Here is a 17,392-nt window from a genome sequence, read left to right on the forward strand (position 1 = left end):
ACTGGGCGATTTGTTGTTGCTGTCGCTACGCTTTCGCACAGATAAAACAATTGTTGCTGTCGCTACGGTTACTGGCAGTGGATCTCCAACTAATATTCATTGCTTCTCTTAAATCTTGAAATGTGAATCTACTGTTCATTTATGCGGGATAAAAAAAGCTACTATTTTCAATAGTAGCTTTTTGGCTTATACTTTTTCTTTTAATGAACGGCGTAAAATTTTTCCTGTCGTATTTTTCGGTAATTCATCCAGAATCTCAATTACTTTAGGAACCTTGTATTTCACCATATGTTCTGCACAGTATGCGAGAAGATCTTCTGTTGAAGTTGCATCTGCATCTTTTAAGACAACATATGCATGAACTGCCTCACCTAAGTTAGGGTCTGGGAAACCTACAACTGCCGCTTCAACGATATTATTATGTGCAAACAGTACTTCTTCAACCTCTCTTGGGTATACATTAAATCCGCCTACAATAATCATATCTTTTTTACGGTCAACGATGTAGAAGTACCCTTCTTCGTCAACTTTAGCTAAATCCCCTGTGTATAACCAGCCATCACGTATAGCCATCGCTGTTTCTTCAGGTAATTTATAATAGCCCTTCATAACGTTAGGCCCTCGTACAATTAGCTCCCCTACTTCGCCAACCGGCACTTCTTGACCATTAACATCCACCACCTTATTTTCAACATTGGAAATGGATGTCCCAATAGAACCTGCCTTACGCTCACGATCCAATGGGTTAAAGCACGTTACTGGTGATGCTTCTGATAAGCCAAAGCCCTCTGAAACACGCACATTAAATTTCTTCTCGAAATTATGTAATAGTGCTACAGGTAAAGACGCGCCACCTGAAATCGCTAAACGTATTGTTGAGAAATCTTCAGGATTGCTTTCAGGTAATTGATACAAGAAGTTATACATAGTTGGCACACCCGCGAAGACTGTTGCCTTTTGTTCCTTCGTTAATTTAAAGATTTCAGTTGGACTAAAACGTGGTACAAGCAAAACCGTTGCTCCACTCAATAAAGGCGCATTGGCTACGACAGTTAACGCAAATACATGGAAAACTGGTAACGTAGCAATAATACGATCATCTGCTTTATAGCCTAAATAATGTGCTACATCTCGTGCATTTGAATAGATATTTTTATGAGTCAGCATTGCACCCTTTGGAGTACCTGTCGTTCCTGAAGTATATAAAATAATTGCATTATCATCGTCAGCTACTTCTACTGGTTGGCAAGAGTCCGATGCACTAGCAATTACTTGTGAAAATAAATGAATTTTCGCCTTTGCCTCATCGGATAAAGTCGTTACTTTTTCAGCAACATCCTCTGTTGTTTCACAAACAACAAATGTTTTTACTTTTGGAAATGCATGTACACCCATTTCTACTAACGGAAAAAGTGCATCAAGTGCAATAACAGCTTTTACATCACCATTATGCAAAATATACGAAATTTCATCCGGTGTATAGATTGGATTAATCGGAATTGCCGTTGCCCCTAAACGCATTGTTGCATATAACGCAATTAAATAATGTGGTGTATTGCCGAGTAAAAACGCCACATGGTCCCCTTTTTCTACCCCTAAATCTTGTAACCCCTTTGCAAAGCGACCAACCGTGTGTTCAAACTCACCGTACGTCGTATCTTTCCCCATAAAATGATACGCAATTTTATCCGGTTGCTCTAATGCTTGTTGACGAACACTTGAAACTAAATTCAATTACACCATCCCCTTATCGTATAAAATGAATCATTATTCAGTAATATTATATAAGAAATATATCTAAAAGACAACGAAACTTTTTATTTCATGTCGTAAATTACGTCAAATAATTCATTTTTTTCTCTCTCGTACGTCTTGTTTACGAACGAATATGCGAGATGTATCGCCAACGAATCAAGTAAAAATAGACTACTTGTATTAAAACAAAAAAGCTAAAAGATAAGACAACTTCTTTTACAATGGAAATATTAGCAATATCCTTTAAAATACCTTGAACCATCAGAAAAGCAAAGAGGCTATGCATCATTGCAACACCCCATGGCAAGAAAAATTGTGGGAATAAATGACGATTCACAAGCTTTTTGAGCTCCGTATCTGTTAAGCCCATTCGCTTTAAGACATCAAATTTACGCTTTTCTCTTTCAAGAGAAGTATGCAGTTTAAAGTAAACAAAGCTACCTGCTGCTAATAAAAAGACTGTTGCTACTAAGACCCCTACTAATGTGAATAAAGAATAAGTAGCTAATATATAAGAATAATTTAATCCTGCATTTTCAAAGAAAAATGGGCTAAATCTATTCTTCTTATAAAAATATTGAGATGCTTTTAACTCTTCTATGTCCTTGCCGATATCTTTCGTTTCCATCCACTGAGGGATATAGAAGGTAAATAAATGATAGATTGGCTGCTCAACGTTTTTATCGGTAATCGGCTTTATGAGCTTTACAAAATCCTCATCGCTAATCACTATAGAATTTACACTAACGATTGACCCTGGGAATACTATTTTAGGATATACGCTATCAATGGTGATCGGGATAGAATTTTCCTCTAATACTGTATGAACAACTTTATTTTTTAGTTTGTTTAGGGACTCTTCCGAATATGGAATAAACACTGCCTCTCCTGAAGCCATATCAAGTAATGGGTAACTATAGGAAGAAAGCAATACATTCATGTCTGATTCCCTAAAAACCTCAACCTCATTGTGCGTATATGAAGAGGTTTGCTTGATCACAACAAAGCGAGATAAATGATAGGACAAGCCCTTTTCCTCTAATTCCATTCGTAAAGAGGCGATATGATTTCTCTCATATGGATTGTCGACGTCTCCCTTATAGACAAGCCCTAGTGGATTTAAACGATCATATTGTATTGTATATGATGACATCGTTGCTAAAACACCGACCGATAAAAAGGCCATTGTTGACACCATCGTGACTACAAAAAACATTTTCACATTGTCCATCATAATATGACTTTGCTCAGCTAACGACAGAAGGCGATAGCGTTGCCAATGAAATTTTCGTTTCCCCCGTGCTTTATCTATAAAGCAAGGTAAAGAATCACTGAAAAAATAATACGTTCCAAAGGTCGCTAAAAACGGAATTAATAATGTTAAACCAATGAAAGATGTTTTCGGTACGATAAATGCTAGTAAGTATGCTGATAAAATAGAGGCAATACCAAATACTGCGCGGGTTTTAGAATAGGTTGAAACACTATTTAAATACTCACTTCCCATAAGGAGATCACGCAATTTTCTTTCACGTGTAAAATACACACTAATAAAAGAAATAACCACAAAGGCACTTGTAAAGACACCAATTGTCAGTAAAAATGGCTGCCATGAAACATATAAGGGTAAATTATCTAAATGTAAAATTTCTCGGACTATCATGAAAAAGAATTTCGAAAATGAGAAACCAAATATAATCCCAACCATAATAGAGCCAGATCCAATAATCATTGTCTCCAAAAAGACAAGCTTATTCATCTGGCGTTTTTCCATTCCCAAATGTAATAAAATAGCAAACTCATGTGATCTAGCCTCTAAAAAGGCACTCATCGAATAATATAAAAAGAATAGTGTGAAAAGGACGAGTACGATTTCTGCACCAACCATCCCAATTAACGATGCCTCTCCTAAAATCCCTTGTTCAATATCCGGATGAAACATGAGCATTGAATAGATAAAAAACACAGCCACAGAAAAAAAACTTGCCATGAAAAAGGCACCGTATATACGGCTATTCCGTACGACATTACGGTAAGCGAATTGTCGAAAGGTCACCTACTTGTCCTCCTCCTAGTAAGCTCAACACATTTAATATTCGCTGGAAAAACATTTGACGACGGTCATCTTTGTAAATTTCATTGAAAAATTCTCCATCTTTAATAAATAACACACGATCACAGTAGCTAGCTGCAATTGGATCATGTGTTACCATGACAATCGTTGTTCGTCTTTCCTGATTGATATTTGTTAAAAGTTCAAGTACATCACGCGAAGAATTCGAATCCAAATTTCCGGTCGGCTCATCTGCTAAAATGAGACTTGGATTATGGATAAGTGCCCGACCAATGGCTGTTCTTTGTGCTTGTCCACCTGATATTTCATTTGGGCGTTTATGCAAGAATGACGTTAAATCGAGCTTTTCCACAATGCTTGCAAGACGCTCCTCCATCACTTCTAATGGCTGCTGGTCTAATGTCAATGGCAGCACAATATTCTCTTCCACTGTTAACATATGCAAAAGATTAAAATCCTGAAAAATAAAACCAAGCTGTCTTCTTCTAAAGTAGGCTAACTCAGTTGCTTTCAGCATATGAGGGTTCATGCCATCTAAAATGATTTCTCCACTCGTAGGTTCATCAATCGTAGAAATAATATTTAATAATGTTGTTTTTCCACTTCCTGATGGACCCATGACTGCTAAAAACTCGCCTTCCTCCACCTCAAAGCTTAGTTGATTTAACGCACGATGGGTTACTTTTCCTTCATAGACCTTCGTCACGTCTTTTATTTGCAAAATAGGCATATCTTGTTCACCTTATTTCTTCATTAATTCCATAGATTCTGGTAAAAGCCACTGCAATACTACTTCAAAGCCAATTTGAAAATGCGGCCCCGTTAAAAATTCAGCTGACTCATTACCATCCTCCTCCACTAGACTAAAGCAATGCGAACCAACAATTGTATCCCAGGCATCCATTTCACCTTCAATTACTTCTCCACAAATCGTATAATGTCCACTGTACATCACTTGTTCCCCTTCTACAGGAAAAGCGTTAAGTAAAGTTGGTTTATATAAGTCTAGCCCAAGCTTATTCGAAAAATGCATTACTTCTTCATTAAGAAAAAGACTAGCCTTACGGAAATTTTTGCAGGATAAACACTCACAAACTTCGTTATGTGATTCGTATAATGCCTCTGTTTTCTCAGTCTCTACATTTAAAATCCACTCTGCTAAACATACCTCTGTCATTTCCGATCCCCCTAATTCGTAAATGTCACTGTAACAATTGTTCCTTTCTCTACCTCTGATGTAATGTTTAATTCGTGACCGAGTTTTCCACAGATTTCTTTCGCTAAATATAAGCCCATCCCTGTGGATTCCCCAGTTTTACGCCCATTCTCACCAGTAAAGAAGGCTTTAGTGACACGAGAAAGATCAGAAGTAGGAATACCAATACCTTCATCACAAATGGCTAATTGTACGTGGTCATCTTTTTTAATGGCAGATATCACTATTTTTTTATTTGCCTCAAACGTATATTTAACCGCATTAGTAACGAATTGTCCGATAATAAAGTGAAGCCATTTTGAATCACTTGCTACGATAATATCATCCTCTATATGAATTTCTGGGAAGACACGCTTCGTAATAAATAAACGTTTATTTTCATTTACAGTTGCCGTAACGATCGTTTTTAAAGCAACCTGTTCTACTTGCATATCATCTTCAAAATTTTCTAATCGAGCATTCACCAACACCATATCTAAGCCTCTACGCAAGCGATCAATTTCCTCCTGCACATTCTTTTTATCGAGAGGACGCTCATCCTGTAATAAAAGCTCAATAACAGCAATTGGTGTTTTCATCTGATGCACCCATTGATTCATAAACTGATCATGTCGTTTTTGGCCTGCATATAACGATTGAAGTTCATGCTTATATAGTCGATATAGTTCATGCATATATTTTTCAGCCTGTATCGCCTCAGGTGTTTTAGCATTTTTTTGTAACACATCCTCCATTGTTTTAGGAAGCTGCGATATTTTTATCAAATAACGTTGACGCATTAAATAACGGATAAGTAAAAACGAGGCCAACAACACTAAACTAATACAGAAGGAGTAAATAGCAGTATCAACATTTCGAAAGCCGTCCAGCCAATATAAGACCATAATAAAACCGACTAATAAGAACTGGAATACAATGAACGATGCGTAATCACGCAAAAATAATTTCCAGCCCACTATAACTCACCCGCACTTAAAATAAAGCGATAACCCGCTCCACGTACCGTTTCTATAGAAGACATAATTTGATAATCAGCTAGCTTTTTGCGCACTCGTGTCATATTGACGTTCAACGTATTCTCATCGACAAATGCCTGATCGTCCCAAAGCTCTTCTAACAGTTGCTCACGCGTCACTACTTTTGGGGCATTTCCCATTAACAGTTCTAAAATGATACATTCTTTTTTCTGTAGTGGGATCTCTAAATCATTTTTATGAAGCTCCATTCTTTCTAAATGAAGAACAAGCTGTCCTTGTTTAATTGTCCGTTCTTCTTGTCTTGTTGCATATTCACCATATGTACGACGCAAATGACTACGGATTTTAGCCAGCACAATCTCATAATTAAATGGCTTCGTAATGAAATCGTCGCCCCCATTTTCTAGCGCAAAAATTTGATCCATTTCCCCAGAACGAGCGGAAATAAAAATAATTGGACACGTTGTATGTTGACGTAGTTGGCGACACCAATAGTAGCCATCGTACGAAGGTAAATTTATATCAAGCAACACCATGTGTGGATTAAATGCTGTAAATTCTTCAATGAGATGATCAAATTCTTTGATCGTTTCAACTTCGTATTGATATTTTCTAAGCGTTTCTGCGAGCAATGATGCAATCTTTACATCATCTTCGACAATAAATATTCGATGCTTCTCCATACCAACACTCCTTTCTATCTTATATTGTATCAAAAAAAGGCCCGCCGACATAACTGTCAGCGAACCTTTTGTAGAAAAGTTAACACGATTCTATTTATTAGAAATCATTTGTAGTGCTTATCATCAAAGAGTGAGGTTGATTTCCGTTCCGGCTGACGCTTCGCTTTCGCGCAGAGCAGAGCTTCCTGGGGGCGTCCGATGAGCCGCTGATCCCCAAGGAGTCGCCTAGCCTCCACTCCAATCAACATATAAACATCGCATATGTTTAACAAATGTCATCCTCTTCTTTTAATATTGAACCCTCAATAAGGACATTTGCCAATTTATAGCTAAGCTTTTCTTAATAAATTAATTGTAAAAACTCTTCTGTCGCAATTCCACCAAAGTATGTTGGTATATCAATATCCGCTAACGCATTAGCAATTGCAGTTCGATCATAGTTTGTCCCAACTAATCGTTGTTCAACATCTGCCATGTCGCCCACACCGAAGAAATCACCAAAAATATGTGCTTCTTCGATAATTCCGTGATTCACCTCTAAGCGAATATCAATGCCTCCAGTTGGGAAGCGATGTGTTTTTTGAATATTAAAGCGTGGTGATTTCCCATAATTCCATTCCCATGTTTGATAACGCTCTGCCGATAGCTTGTGGATATTTGCCCAGTCTTCCTCTGTTAGCTCGTAATAGCAAATATTTCCTTCACCACCGAAAATGGATTTTAAAATTTCTAGACGGAATTCTTCGACTGTCATCTTATCCTTTAAGAACTCAGAAATATTAGCTACTCTTGAACGAATCGATTTAATGCCCTTTGATTCAATTTTATCTTTTTTCACCTTTAATGCAGATACAACAGCATCAATTTCTGTATCAAACATTAACGTACCGTGGCTAAACATACGGCCCTTTGTAGAAAACTGCGCGTTCCCAGAAACCTTACGTCCTTCCGCTAAAATGTCATTGCGGCCTGAAAGCTCCGCATGAACACCCATTTTTGCAAGTGCATCGACAACAGGCTGCGTGAACTTTTTATAATTCATAAAGCTGTCGCCATCGTCTTTAGTGATAAAACTGTAGTTTAGGTTTCCTAAATCATGATACACTGCGCCGCCACCTGAAAGGCGACGTACAACGATTATGCCATTGTCCTCCACATAATCTGTATTAATCTCTTCGATAGTATTTTGATTTTTACCAATGATGATTGAAGGCTGATTTATGTAAAAAAGTAGCACTGGCTCCTTTTCAACATCCATCGTTTTCAATAAATACTCCTCAATGGCAAGGTTAATGCGTGGATCATGAATCCCTTTATTATCAACGAATATCATAAGTTACGTTTCCTCCTTCACAAAATATCCATATTTATTTTAACGTAAATTAGGCATTTTGTGTTGACGAAAAGCATCTGTTATAATACACTATAAAATATCAAAACAGTAATAGTACAGATGAACTTAAAGGAGGAGTCCACAATGTTAGAAAATGTAGTTGAATTTTTCAAGAACCTACCTGCAAAGCAATGTACAGAATGCGGTGAAAAAATTGAAGAACAAAGTGAATGCTACAGCAACACTTGTGAAAAATGTAACCACCTATAAGCATTTGCCTATTCTGTAATAGTCATATACGTGCCCCACACGTACTAATAATGACACCCTTCATCATATTTTGATGAACCCTTAATTAAATCTCTTACACTTAAAAAACAGCAGCTGATACGCTCATATCAGCTGCTGTTTTTTGTATGTTTTTTTGCATATGAGCTTTTTTATTGAAGCCGAGTGGTTCTTCCTCGTACCTGATCAGTTTTCGAACCTACCCGAGTTGTTCTCCCCGCTACCGAGCATCTCTTCCCTTGCCAGACAATCATCCAACCGCAAAAAAACACCCACCAATATCGGTGGGTGTAAAAATTCTTTTTTTAGTTTTCTTCGGCTACTTTTGAGTAACGTTTTGTGTGTAGTAACATGAAATAACCGAAAGTAATAGCTAAGAATGCTACTAGGAAGCCTGCTAGAATTCCGTAGTTTTGCATTAAGTATGATGTATCACCAGTTGAAATACTAGCTTTAAATGCTGAAACAGTATAAGTCATTGGTAATAGTTTATTAAATACTTGTAATGGTGATGGGATTAACTCAAGTGGGAATGTACCCGCACTTGTTGTAAGTTGTAAAATTAATACAACAATCGCCATGAAGCGTCCTGGATCACCGAAAATAGATACTAACATTTGAATTAAAGCTAAGAAAACATAACTTGTTAATAATGCTGTTAGGAAGAAGTATCCAAAATTGTCTACTTCAAGGCCTAAGCTCCATTTTACAATAACCACTGTTAATATAGTTTGAATTAAGCCGACTATTGCTAAAACTGAGACTTTACTCACAAACCAAGTTGCTCCATTTTTTGGACGAATCGCTGGTTCCACAAGTGGGAAAACGATAGAGATTAATAACGCACCAACGAATAAACCAAGAGAAATAAAGTATGGTGAGAAACCTGTACCATAGTTAGGTACATGGTTTACAGATTCTTTATCAACCTCAACTGGGCTACCTACCATATCATATGTGTCTTTGCTTGCATGAACTTCTTTTGCTTTTTCACTTGCTTCACCTAGTTTGCTAGATAAAGTTGATGTACCATCTGCAAGTTCAGTTGAACCATCAGCAATCTTTGAAGAACCCTCTGCTATTTCACCTGATTTAGATGCAAGTGTTGATGTACCCTGATTCAATGTTTTTGAACCACTTGCTAGCTCATTTAAACCTGAAGCCAATGTTTTAGAACCTGTTACGGCTGTCTTAACACCAGCATTTAATTCACCTAATTTTTGAGAAAGTGTTGCATTACCAGCTTGAAGACCTTTTGCACCTTCGATTAATGCACCACTTTTTGATGTTAACGCATTTGCACCCGCTAACACTTGTGATTGACCTGCTGCAATTTGCGATGCACCAGAACTTAATCCGTTAGCACCAGTTTGTAATTCTTTTGTACCAGCAGTTAAAGCACCTAATCCAGTATGCACGCTTGCACTTCCTGCTTGTAGCTCATTTAATGTTTGTTTTAATACTGCTGCTTGTTCTTCAGGCAATGAACCCATCATGCCTTCTAATTGTTTAGATAAAGCAGTGATGCCTTCTGCTACTTTTGCAGAACCCGCTGTTAATTGACCTGCTGCACCATTTAATTGACCTGCACTATTAGCAATTGAAGTTGCGCCTGCAGTAATTTGTTTTTGTTTATCGCTAATCGTAGCTAAACCTGTTTGAACTTGCGCTACACCCTGTGTATATTGTGACACACCTTGCGAAAGAGTTGTTGCTCCTGTTGCTGCTTGCTGTGCACCATTTTGTAACTGTACAGTACCGTCTTGTAATTTTACTAAGCCAGTAGTTAAGTCATTTGCACCTTTTGCAGCGTCTCCAGCACCTTTAGTAATTTTATCTGCACCACTTGATAATTCAACTGTACTTGATGCTAGTTGCTCAAGATAACCTTTTAAATCCTTTGTACCATCAGCTAAAGTTTTAGCACCTTCATCTAGCTTATTCGAGCCATCAGCAGCCTCTGTAAAGCCATCTCCAAGAGTTGTAATAGAATCAAATAACTTTTCAGCATAAGTTGCTGAAACTTGTGAATTTACTTCCGCACGTACACGGTCCATTGCTGTTTCACCAATTTGTGCACCAAGGAAGTTCATTCCTTCATTCGGAATATAATTCATAACTAGTTTAGAAGGTTTGTCATCTAATAAAGTAGTCGCGTGCTCAGAGAAATTTGTTGGAATTTCTAGAATCATATAGTAATCACGGCCATGTAAGCCTTTTTCAGCTTCTTCTTTGGAAACGTCAATAAACTTAAACTCGTTACTCTCGACAAGCTTATCGACTAAATCGTTCCCTAAATCTAATTTAACTCCTTCCATTTCAGCGCCCTTATCTTCATTGACAACAGCTACTGGCAAGTTCGGAAGGCCTTCATACGGATCCCAGAATGCCCATAAAAACATACCGGCATACATGACTGGGATAAATAATACAGCGATTATTGAAACAAGCATTTTTCTTGTTTTAAAGATTTTCAGCCACTCAGCTTTAATCATAAGTTTTCTTCACTCCTATAATATTTGACCGAAAATATAAGTCGGTCATTTTTATTCAAAAAAAAAACTAAGTTTTCAGGGGGGTAAAACCGCTAGACTGTCATTGATTCACCTTTTAGCTCAGCTAAATTAAGTTAAAATTAGCCCACGGAAGATTGTTTCCTTGAAAAGATTTAGTATCTTTTCTTCTGGAATAATTTCGCCATGTAGCTCATGCCAATCAACGACAAATGCTAGATACGCCTTTAGCAACAAAAAGCTTACTAATTCTGCATCACAGTCTCTAATTTCTCCTTTTACGATACGTCTTTGAATTAATTCAGTAACGTAGGATAAAATTTCAGTCTCAATGCGAGCTAAAGCTTGTTTAACTACTGGCGTTCGTAGTTCCTTTTCCTCCTCTAATAACTTCGCAAATAAAAGATGTTTTTCACGGAACTGTAGCATTTTCATTAAAGCATTGTGCGCATTGTCCATAAAGCTAGCTGATGCATCCAACACTGCATCCGCTTCTGCTTGCATTTCACGTACAAGTGACATAGCTATCTCTTGAAATAAAATTTCTTTATTCGCAAAGAATGTGTAAATCGTCCCTTTACCGACATTCGCAATTTTAGCTACTTGCTCCATTGTTGTCGCCTTGTACCCAAACAATGTAAAGGATTTTGTAGCTGCTTCAAGAATTTCCTGCCTACGATCCATTAGTAACATCCTTTCCTGTTCTATTATGTACATGCCTTTGTACACGAAAATGATAATGACCAGAAAACCGTTTCGGTCATCTGGTCATTATCATATTCCTATTTTAAAAATAATGCAAGCATTTAATTGTGATTTTTTTCACTTTTTTCATGATCACTATGCTCAGAAGTATCATTACCGTGATCCATCATGTTATGATCCATGCTGTTGTTATTTGCTTTTTCATCCTCTGGTAAAACTTTCGTCATATCCGGGCTGCCAGCAGTAATTTGTTGCTTCGGCATATTATGAATACCATTAGCTGTCGTATGAGCATACATATAATATACTCCATCGTGGTCAAACTTAGTCTTCGCTTTATAAACGCCATCTTTCTCTAATTTACCCTCAATCGTTTGCCCTTCATCTCGTTTACCAGATTCCCACACTTCAAATTTCACATCTGCATCATCGATACTTTTGCCACCTTGTTCAACTTGGGCAGCAAGCTCAACTGTTTCATTTATTGCTACTTCTTTTGGTGTTAAAATTTGAACCTCCAACATTTGTGGCTCTTGTGGTTCTGGTAAAGCTGTTGATTCTTTCTTTTCTCCGCAACCTACTAATAATGCAGGTACTGCAACTAATGCCAATAACCATTTTTTCATGTTTTATTCCTCCATTAACGGTAATGTGATTTTTACAACTGTGCCTTTTTCAACTTCACTTTCAATCTCTATCTTGCCATGTAACTGCTTCAACAACTGTTCAACAATCGACAAGCCTAGTCCACTGCCACCATCTGCTCGGCTCCGCGCTTTGTTAACACGATAAAAGCGCTCCGTTACATGCGATAAATCTTCTTGTGGGATACCCATGCCATAATCCTTAATGATAATTTGAGCACTACCATTGTCCTCAAAAGCAGTAATTTCAACCTTTGACTGCTCATACGAGTAATTAATGGCATTTTCAATAATATTAATAAAAATTTGTTTCAGCTTTACTTCATCAGCTTTGATGATTAATGCATCATCAGCATCTAAATGAAGTGCAATGCTCTTCTTCTCTGCCTGATGGGTTAATATTTTTTGAACCTCACGTAATGTTTCGGCGAGAGGGATTGGATATAAAGTAATTTCTGCTTGTTCATTTTCCATACGAGCAAGTTGAAGTAATTCATTCGTTAAACGTTCCATACGATTTGCCTCACGTACAATCAGCTGGATGGTTTCCTCTTTTTGACTTTCTGGAATAATGCCCTTTTGCATCGCTTCACTATATCCTTTTACATAGCTAATCGGTGTCCTTAGTTCATGCGAGACTGTTGCTAAAAATGTTTTTTGAGCCTCGTCCTCTTGTTGGATCACCTCTGCCATTTTATTGAAGGTGCTAGATAATCTTCCAATTTCATCTTTCGATTTAACTGGTACGCGTGTTCCATAGTTTCCGTATGACATTTGCTCAACAGCTCTTTGCAAATTACTTAGTGGTCGCATAATATGACGGATCCCTTTATAAATTAAATAGCTGATGACAATCAAAAATATAAAAGCACTGACAAATAAAAAAATAACTTCATTATTCGCTAACTCACTAATTTTTGCTAAAGGGAAGTAAATATAAATAATCCCTTCAAGCCTATTTTGGTCTACTAGCGGAAGTACTACAGAAATTAACTGTCTATCAAATCGAGGCTCATACCCAATTTTTTGTACATATTCACCTGCAAGTAATTGCTGTCGCTCTTCTGGACCAATTAATGTTTCGAAATCAATATCAAACGGCACACAGGCACTTAGTTCTCGCGGATTTCTTACGGCAAAAATATTCAAATTCGAATAATTAGTATAATGTTCAATATCTGCAATAAATTCATCCGTTACTTTACTACCGGTATACATCGTTTGTAGCTTTGTCCCTACTTCTACCATCATCTCTTCCGTGTCTTCTACATAAAGTCGTTCATATAAATAATCAGTCAGGACATACATGAAGACAACGGTAATAATTAAAAAAGCAAAGATTAATAGCCAAATGCGTGTTGAAATCTTTTTCATTCGCCAGGATCAAAGCGGTAGCCCACTCCCCAGACGGTTTGAATATGCCCCGCCGCTTCCTTTCCAAGCTTGATACGTAAGGTTTTTATATGAGTGTCAACGGTTCTTGTCCCCCCTATATAATCAATATCCCAAATACGTTCTAGTAATTGTTCCCTTGTATACGCATTTCCAGGGTTATTCATAAATAAATGTAATAGTTCAAATTCCTTTAACGTAAGCGGAACACTTTTTCCATCTACAGATACCTTACGTGCAGTCTCATCTATTTTGATAGGTCCAAACATCACATATTTTTGCTGTAATTCTTCCATATTAGTACCGCTTCTTCTTAACACAGCATGAATTCGCGCAACGAGCTCATCGTTTGTAAAGGGTTTTACAATATAATCATCTCCTCCAATTGTTAGGCCTTTAACTTTATCCTCATTGGCATCGCGTGCTGTCAGGAAAATAATTGGTATATTCGACATCGCACGTATACTTTGACAAACCGCAAAGCCATCTTCATGCGGCATCATCACATCAAGTAGAACTAAATCAATTTTTTCGCGTACAACAATATCATAGGCTTCGGTACCACTTGCTGCTGTTAAGGTCTCAAATTTAGAATTATTGAGCATCATTTCTATTAAATTACGCATATCTTGCTCATCATCAACAATTAATACAGTTGTCACATTTTTTCCTCCCTCACTAACAGTTGAAATGCACCTTTCCCCACATCAACTGTTTTTTTCACCTGACCTTCTTTTATGAAATACAAAGTATGGTCATCATAGCCAGCGACAACAATATAATCTTTAAACTGATTTACGACAAATGGATTAGCTCCTACCTCTTGCTGCCATTTCACATTCCCATCAAAGTCAGCAACATATAATTTATTATGGCCATGACTAACAACGAGGATAGCATCCTTTGTTTTGGTTAATCCAACAGGCATTAAAGGCATTTTGATCTCCCCTTTTTTGACTCCTGTCATAAGATCATATTTTTTAACAGAGCTATTCGGTTTACTTCCTTCTCCATGACCACCTATCCATAGTTCATTTGTCTCTTCGAGAATGGCTATTCCATGCGATGATTTTTGAATCGGCCACTCTTGCTCAACCTTTAGATTTTCTATATTTAACACCGATAATTTCGTATCTTTATAATTAATCACATATAGCTTATCGTTATAGGCTGCCATTGACATGGGATAATTACCTAGCTTCTGTGTTGCCAGTTCGTTGCCCTTCTCATCAAAGCTTGTCACTGTATTTGTTTTGCTATTCGCAATAAAAAACTGTTTTTTATTTTCAGCATAATACACATTCGTTGTACCAAGCTGTACTTTTTTGGAATAGAGCTTCTTTCCGGTTGATAATGTATAGACATCTATTTCATCTAATTGATGACCGTACAATAACACACAATCATTATCAAGCAGTATTGCCCCTGAGTAAGCTTTTTCAAATAACCATGTTGCCATCACATTCCCTTGTCCATCTATAAAATCTAGCGAAGGCTCTTGTATATTTAAGGACGCAATAAAATTCTGATCGCGTTCAATAGGATCAAACGATTTCTCCGTACACCCTGCTAGCCATATAAGCTGTACTAAAGAAAAAATGAAGAATACCCATTTTTTCAACATCATCACCTCTGTTTCTTAACTATACTTCACAATTGTGAAATTCGCGTGAAACTTGAAAGGTAAATTTATGACAAAGAAAACCAGCAAATTTCACGATTATTACTATGTAATACTACATCTACGAGCATTTATCCAAACCAAAAAATATAGTAACTCATATACTACATAGATTACGGTAAGGAGGAATCCACTTTATGGTGTCCATTAGCTTATGTATGATAGTGAAAAATGAAGAAGATGTCATTGGTAGATGTCTAGCATCTGTAAAAGGAGTAGTCGATGAGATTAATATCATCGATACAGGCTCTACCGACAATACAAAGCAAATTGTTAAACAGTTTACAGATCGTATTTTTGATTTTGAATGGATTCAGCATTTTGCAGCTGCAAGAAATTTTTCCTTTCAGCAAGCAACAAAGGAGTACATTTTATGGCTAGATGCAGACGACGTATTATTAGAAGAGGATCAGGAAAAATTTAAAGCACTCAAAGAATCCTTGAACCCTGAAATAGATGCTGTTTCGATGAATTATAATTTAAGCTTTGATAATGAAGGAAACGTAAATTCTCTATTAAGGAGATATCGTTTAGTAAGAAGAGATAATCAATTCCAATGGATAGGTGCTGTACATGAATATTTAGAAGTCGGAGGGAAGCTTTTGGATAGTGAAATAGCTGTCAGTCATTTACCACTTAGCCATGATCATATGCGGAATATTAACATCTATAAGCAATTAGTGGAATCAGGAGAACCTCTCTCTCCACGAGATACATTTTATTACGCCAATGAATTACTAGATCATGAACAATATGAAGATGCACTATTTTACTATGAAACGTTTTTAACGTCTAAATTAGGCTGGGTAGAAGATAATATTCAAGCCTGTTTCAAATTAGCGGATTGTTATTCTTATATAAATGATACAGAAAACAAATTGACTTCCATTTTAAGAAGCTTTGAATATGATATTCCACGCCCGGAAGCGTGTTGTAGACTAGGTTTTCATTTCATGGAACAAGCCAAAAATTATGAAGCAATATTTTGGTATGAACAAGCGCTTCTCATCAAGCAAAATCCTAACACTCCTTTTCAAAATAAAACCTTTACGACATGGTTGCCCCACTTACAACTTTGTGTCCTCTTTGACCGGTTACAGCAATATGAAACTGCCAACGCACATAATGAATTAGCCGGATCTTTTTTACCAAATGATGAAAAAATACTGCACAATAAAACATACTTCGATCGTATTTTAAATAAGAGTAATGAAGAATCTTAATTTTCTTCTATGTTAATGGATTAATTAGTACATTGGAGTAATTTTCAATTTCTAGTAATAGGTTTTAACTATACATTGAAGAAAAATACTTTTATCGCTATTGATGTTTTAGAATAACCAAGTAGTTAACTGTCTATTTCACTTTCTCTCTCTATGAATACGATATTTGAGAGAGGAGGTGAAACAATGCATTTTGGACAATTTAAAAATAGAATCTGCAGCAAATGTAATACATTCCCGTGTTGTTGTAATCCTTGTGCTCCAAGCTGTCCTGTTTGGCCTGTTAAACCTGGAAGAACTGGCCCAACAGGAAGTACTGGAGCGACTGGGGCTACCGGTTCTACTGGAGTTGCCGGTGTTACTGGCGCGACTGGCTCTACTGGCGCTACCGGCTCTACTGGGACTACCGGTTCTACTGGGGTGACTGGCGCTACCGGTTCTACTGGAGTTGCCGGTGTTACTGGCGCGACTGGCGCTACCGGCTCTACTGGGACTACCGGTTCTACTGGGGTTACTGGCGTTACCGGCTCTACTGGGATTACTGGGATTACTGGCGCTACCGGTTCTACTGGTGTTACTGGGGTGACTGGAGCTACTGGCGCTACCGGTTCTACTGGGGTGACTGGCGCTACCGGTTCTACTGGTGTTACTGGGGTGACTGGAGCTACTGGCGCTACCGGTTCTACTGGGGTGACTGGCGCTACTGGGGTGACTGGGGTTACTGGCGCTACCGGTTCTACTGGAGTTGCCGGTGTTACTGGCTCTACTGGCGCTACCGGCTCTACTGGGACTACCGGTTCTACTGGGGTGACTGGCGCTACCGGTTCTACTGGAGTTGCCGGTGTTACTGGCGCGACTGGCGCTACCGGCTCTACTGGGACTACCGGTTCTACTGGGGTTACTGGCGT

The 17,392-nt window shown here is 37.7% G+C and carries 17 protein-coding genes; 2 read left to right on the top strand and 15 right to left on the bottom strand.

From position 1 onward, the window contains the following. Positions 1-186 precede the first annotated feature (186 nt). From ACFCYJ_RS17565 to lplA, 8 genes are all read right to left on the bottom strand, one after another. A complete protein-coding gene (locus ACFCYJ_RS17565; RefSeq protein ID WP_376075424.1) occupies positions 187-1,734 on the bottom strand; it encodes a fatty acid--CoA ligase family protein in 1,548 nt (515 codons plus the stop codon). A 142-nt stretch (positions 1,735-1,876) separates the two neighbouring features. Then, on the bottom strand, positions 1,877-3,811 hold the full coding sequence (locus ACFCYJ_RS17570; protein WP_376075426.1) for an FtsX-like permease family protein: 1,935 nt from the start codon (positions 3,809-3,811) through the stop codon (positions 1,877-1,879). Further along, the gene (locus ACFCYJ_RS17575; protein ID WP_376075428.1) at positions 3,783-4,559 is read right to left on the bottom strand and encodes an ABC transporter ATP-binding protein; all 777 of its coding nucleotides are present in this window, start codon (positions 4,557-4,559) and stop codon (positions 3,783-3,785) included. The genes ACFCYJ_RS17570 and ACFCYJ_RS17575 overlap by 29 nt, the downstream gene beginning before the upstream one ends. A 12-nt stretch (positions 4,560-4,571) precedes the next feature. Next, positions 4,572-5,006 (bottom strand): hypothetical protein, encoded by a 435-nt coding sequence (locus ACFCYJ_RS17580; protein WP_376075430.1) that lies wholly within the window; start codon positions 5,004-5,006, stop codon positions 4,572-4,574. Positions 5,007-5,017: 11 nt separating this feature from the next. Beyond that, positions 5,018-6,001, bottom strand: coding sequence for a sensor histidine kinase (locus ACFCYJ_RS17585; RefSeq protein WP_376075432.1), 984 nt, complete (start codon positions 5,999-6,001; stop codon positions 5,018-5,020). Further along, the gene (locus tag ACFCYJ_RS17590) at positions 6,001-6,705 is read right to left on the bottom strand and encodes a response regulator transcription factor (protein ID WP_376075434.1); all 705 of its coding nucleotides are present in this window, start codon (positions 6,703-6,705) and stop codon (positions 6,001-6,003) included. The genes ACFCYJ_RS17585 and ACFCYJ_RS17590 overlap by 1 nt, the downstream gene beginning before the upstream one ends. 104 nt (positions 6,706-6,809) lie before the next feature. Beyond that, a complete protein-coding gene (locus ACFCYJ_RS17595) occupies positions 6,810-6,977 on the bottom strand; it encodes a hypothetical protein (protein ID WP_376075435.1) in 168 nt (55 codons plus the stop codon). A 68-nt stretch (positions 6,978-7,045) separates the two neighbouring features. After that, a complete protein-coding gene (lplA, locus tag ACFCYJ_RS17600) occupies positions 7,046-8,038 on the bottom strand; it encodes a lipoate--protein ligase (protein ID WP_376075436.1) in 993 nt (330 codons plus the stop codon). Between the two features lie 144 nt (positions 8,039-8,182). Here lplA and yhfH point away from each other — a divergent pair, with 144 nt between their 5' ends. Beyond that, positions 8,183-8,308: a protein YhfH gene (yhfH, locus tag ACFCYJ_RS17605; protein ID WP_012292204.1), complete on the top strand. Its 126-nt coding sequence runs from the start codon at positions 8,183-8,185 to the stop codon at positions 8,306-8,308. 323 nt (positions 8,309-8,631) lie between these two features. Here yhfH and ACFCYJ_RS17610 read toward each other — a convergent pair whose 3' ends face one another. From ACFCYJ_RS17610 to ACFCYJ_RS17635, 6 genes are all read right to left on the bottom strand, one after another. Continuing rightward, on the bottom strand, positions 8,632-10,821 hold the full coding sequence (locus ACFCYJ_RS17610; RefSeq protein WP_376075438.1) for a YhgE/Pip family protein: 2,190 nt from the start codon (positions 10,819-10,821) through the stop codon (positions 8,632-8,634). Between the two features lie 129 nt (positions 10,822-10,950). Beyond that, positions 10,951-11,523 (bottom strand): TetR/AcrR family transcriptional regulator, encoded by a 573-nt coding sequence (locus ACFCYJ_RS17615; RefSeq protein WP_376075440.1) that lies wholly within the window; start codon positions 11,521-11,523, stop codon positions 10,951-10,953. Positions 11,524-11,645: 122 nt separating this feature from the next. Continuing rightward, positions 11,646-12,170, bottom strand: a complete 525-nt coding sequence (locus tag ACFCYJ_RS17620; protein ID WP_376075441.1) for a FixH family protein — start codon at positions 12,168-12,170, stop codon at positions 11,646-11,648. A 3-nt stretch (positions 12,171-12,173) separates the two neighbouring features. Continuing rightward, a complete protein-coding gene (locus ACFCYJ_RS17625; protein WP_376075443.1) occupies positions 12,174-13,562 on the bottom strand; it encodes a sensor histidine kinase in 1,389 nt (462 codons plus the stop codon). Next, positions 13,559-14,242 carry a response regulator transcription factor gene (locus ACFCYJ_RS17630; RefSeq protein WP_376075445.1) on the bottom strand — a complete coding sequence of 228 codons (684 nt, stop codon included), beginning with the start codon at positions 14,240-14,242 and terminating at the stop codon, positions 13,559-13,561. Before ACFCYJ_RS17630 ends, ACFCYJ_RS17625 begins: the two co-directional genes overlap by 4 nt. Next, positions 14,239-15,207: a YncE family protein gene (locus tag ACFCYJ_RS17635; RefSeq protein ID WP_376075446.1), complete on the bottom strand. Its 969-nt coding sequence runs from the start codon at positions 15,205-15,207 to the stop codon at positions 14,239-14,241. The genes ACFCYJ_RS17630 and ACFCYJ_RS17635 overlap by 4 nt, the downstream gene beginning before the upstream one ends. Positions 15,208-15,398: 191 nt before the next feature. On the opposite strand from ACFCYJ_RS17635, the gene ACFCYJ_RS17640 reads away from it, so the two are divergent. Continuing rightward, positions 15,399-16,484 carry a glycosyltransferase gene (locus ACFCYJ_RS17640; RefSeq protein ID WP_376075448.1) on the top strand — a complete coding sequence of 362 codons (1,086 nt, stop codon included), beginning with the start codon at positions 15,399-15,401 and terminating at the stop codon, positions 16,482-16,484. Between the two features lie 125 nt (positions 16,485-16,609). Here the strand turns inward: ACFCYJ_RS17640 and ACFCYJ_RS17645 are convergent. Continuing rightward, the coding region (locus tag ACFCYJ_RS17645; RefSeq protein WP_376075450.1) for a hypothetical protein at positions 16,610-17,392 on the bottom strand (783 nt) is incomplete at its 5' end.

Origin of the sequence: Lysinibacillus sp. NPDC056232 (genome assembly GCF_042267565.1) — a bacterium.
Classification (GTDB): Bacteria; Bacillota; Bacilli; order Bacillales_A; family Planococcaceae; genus Lysinibacillus.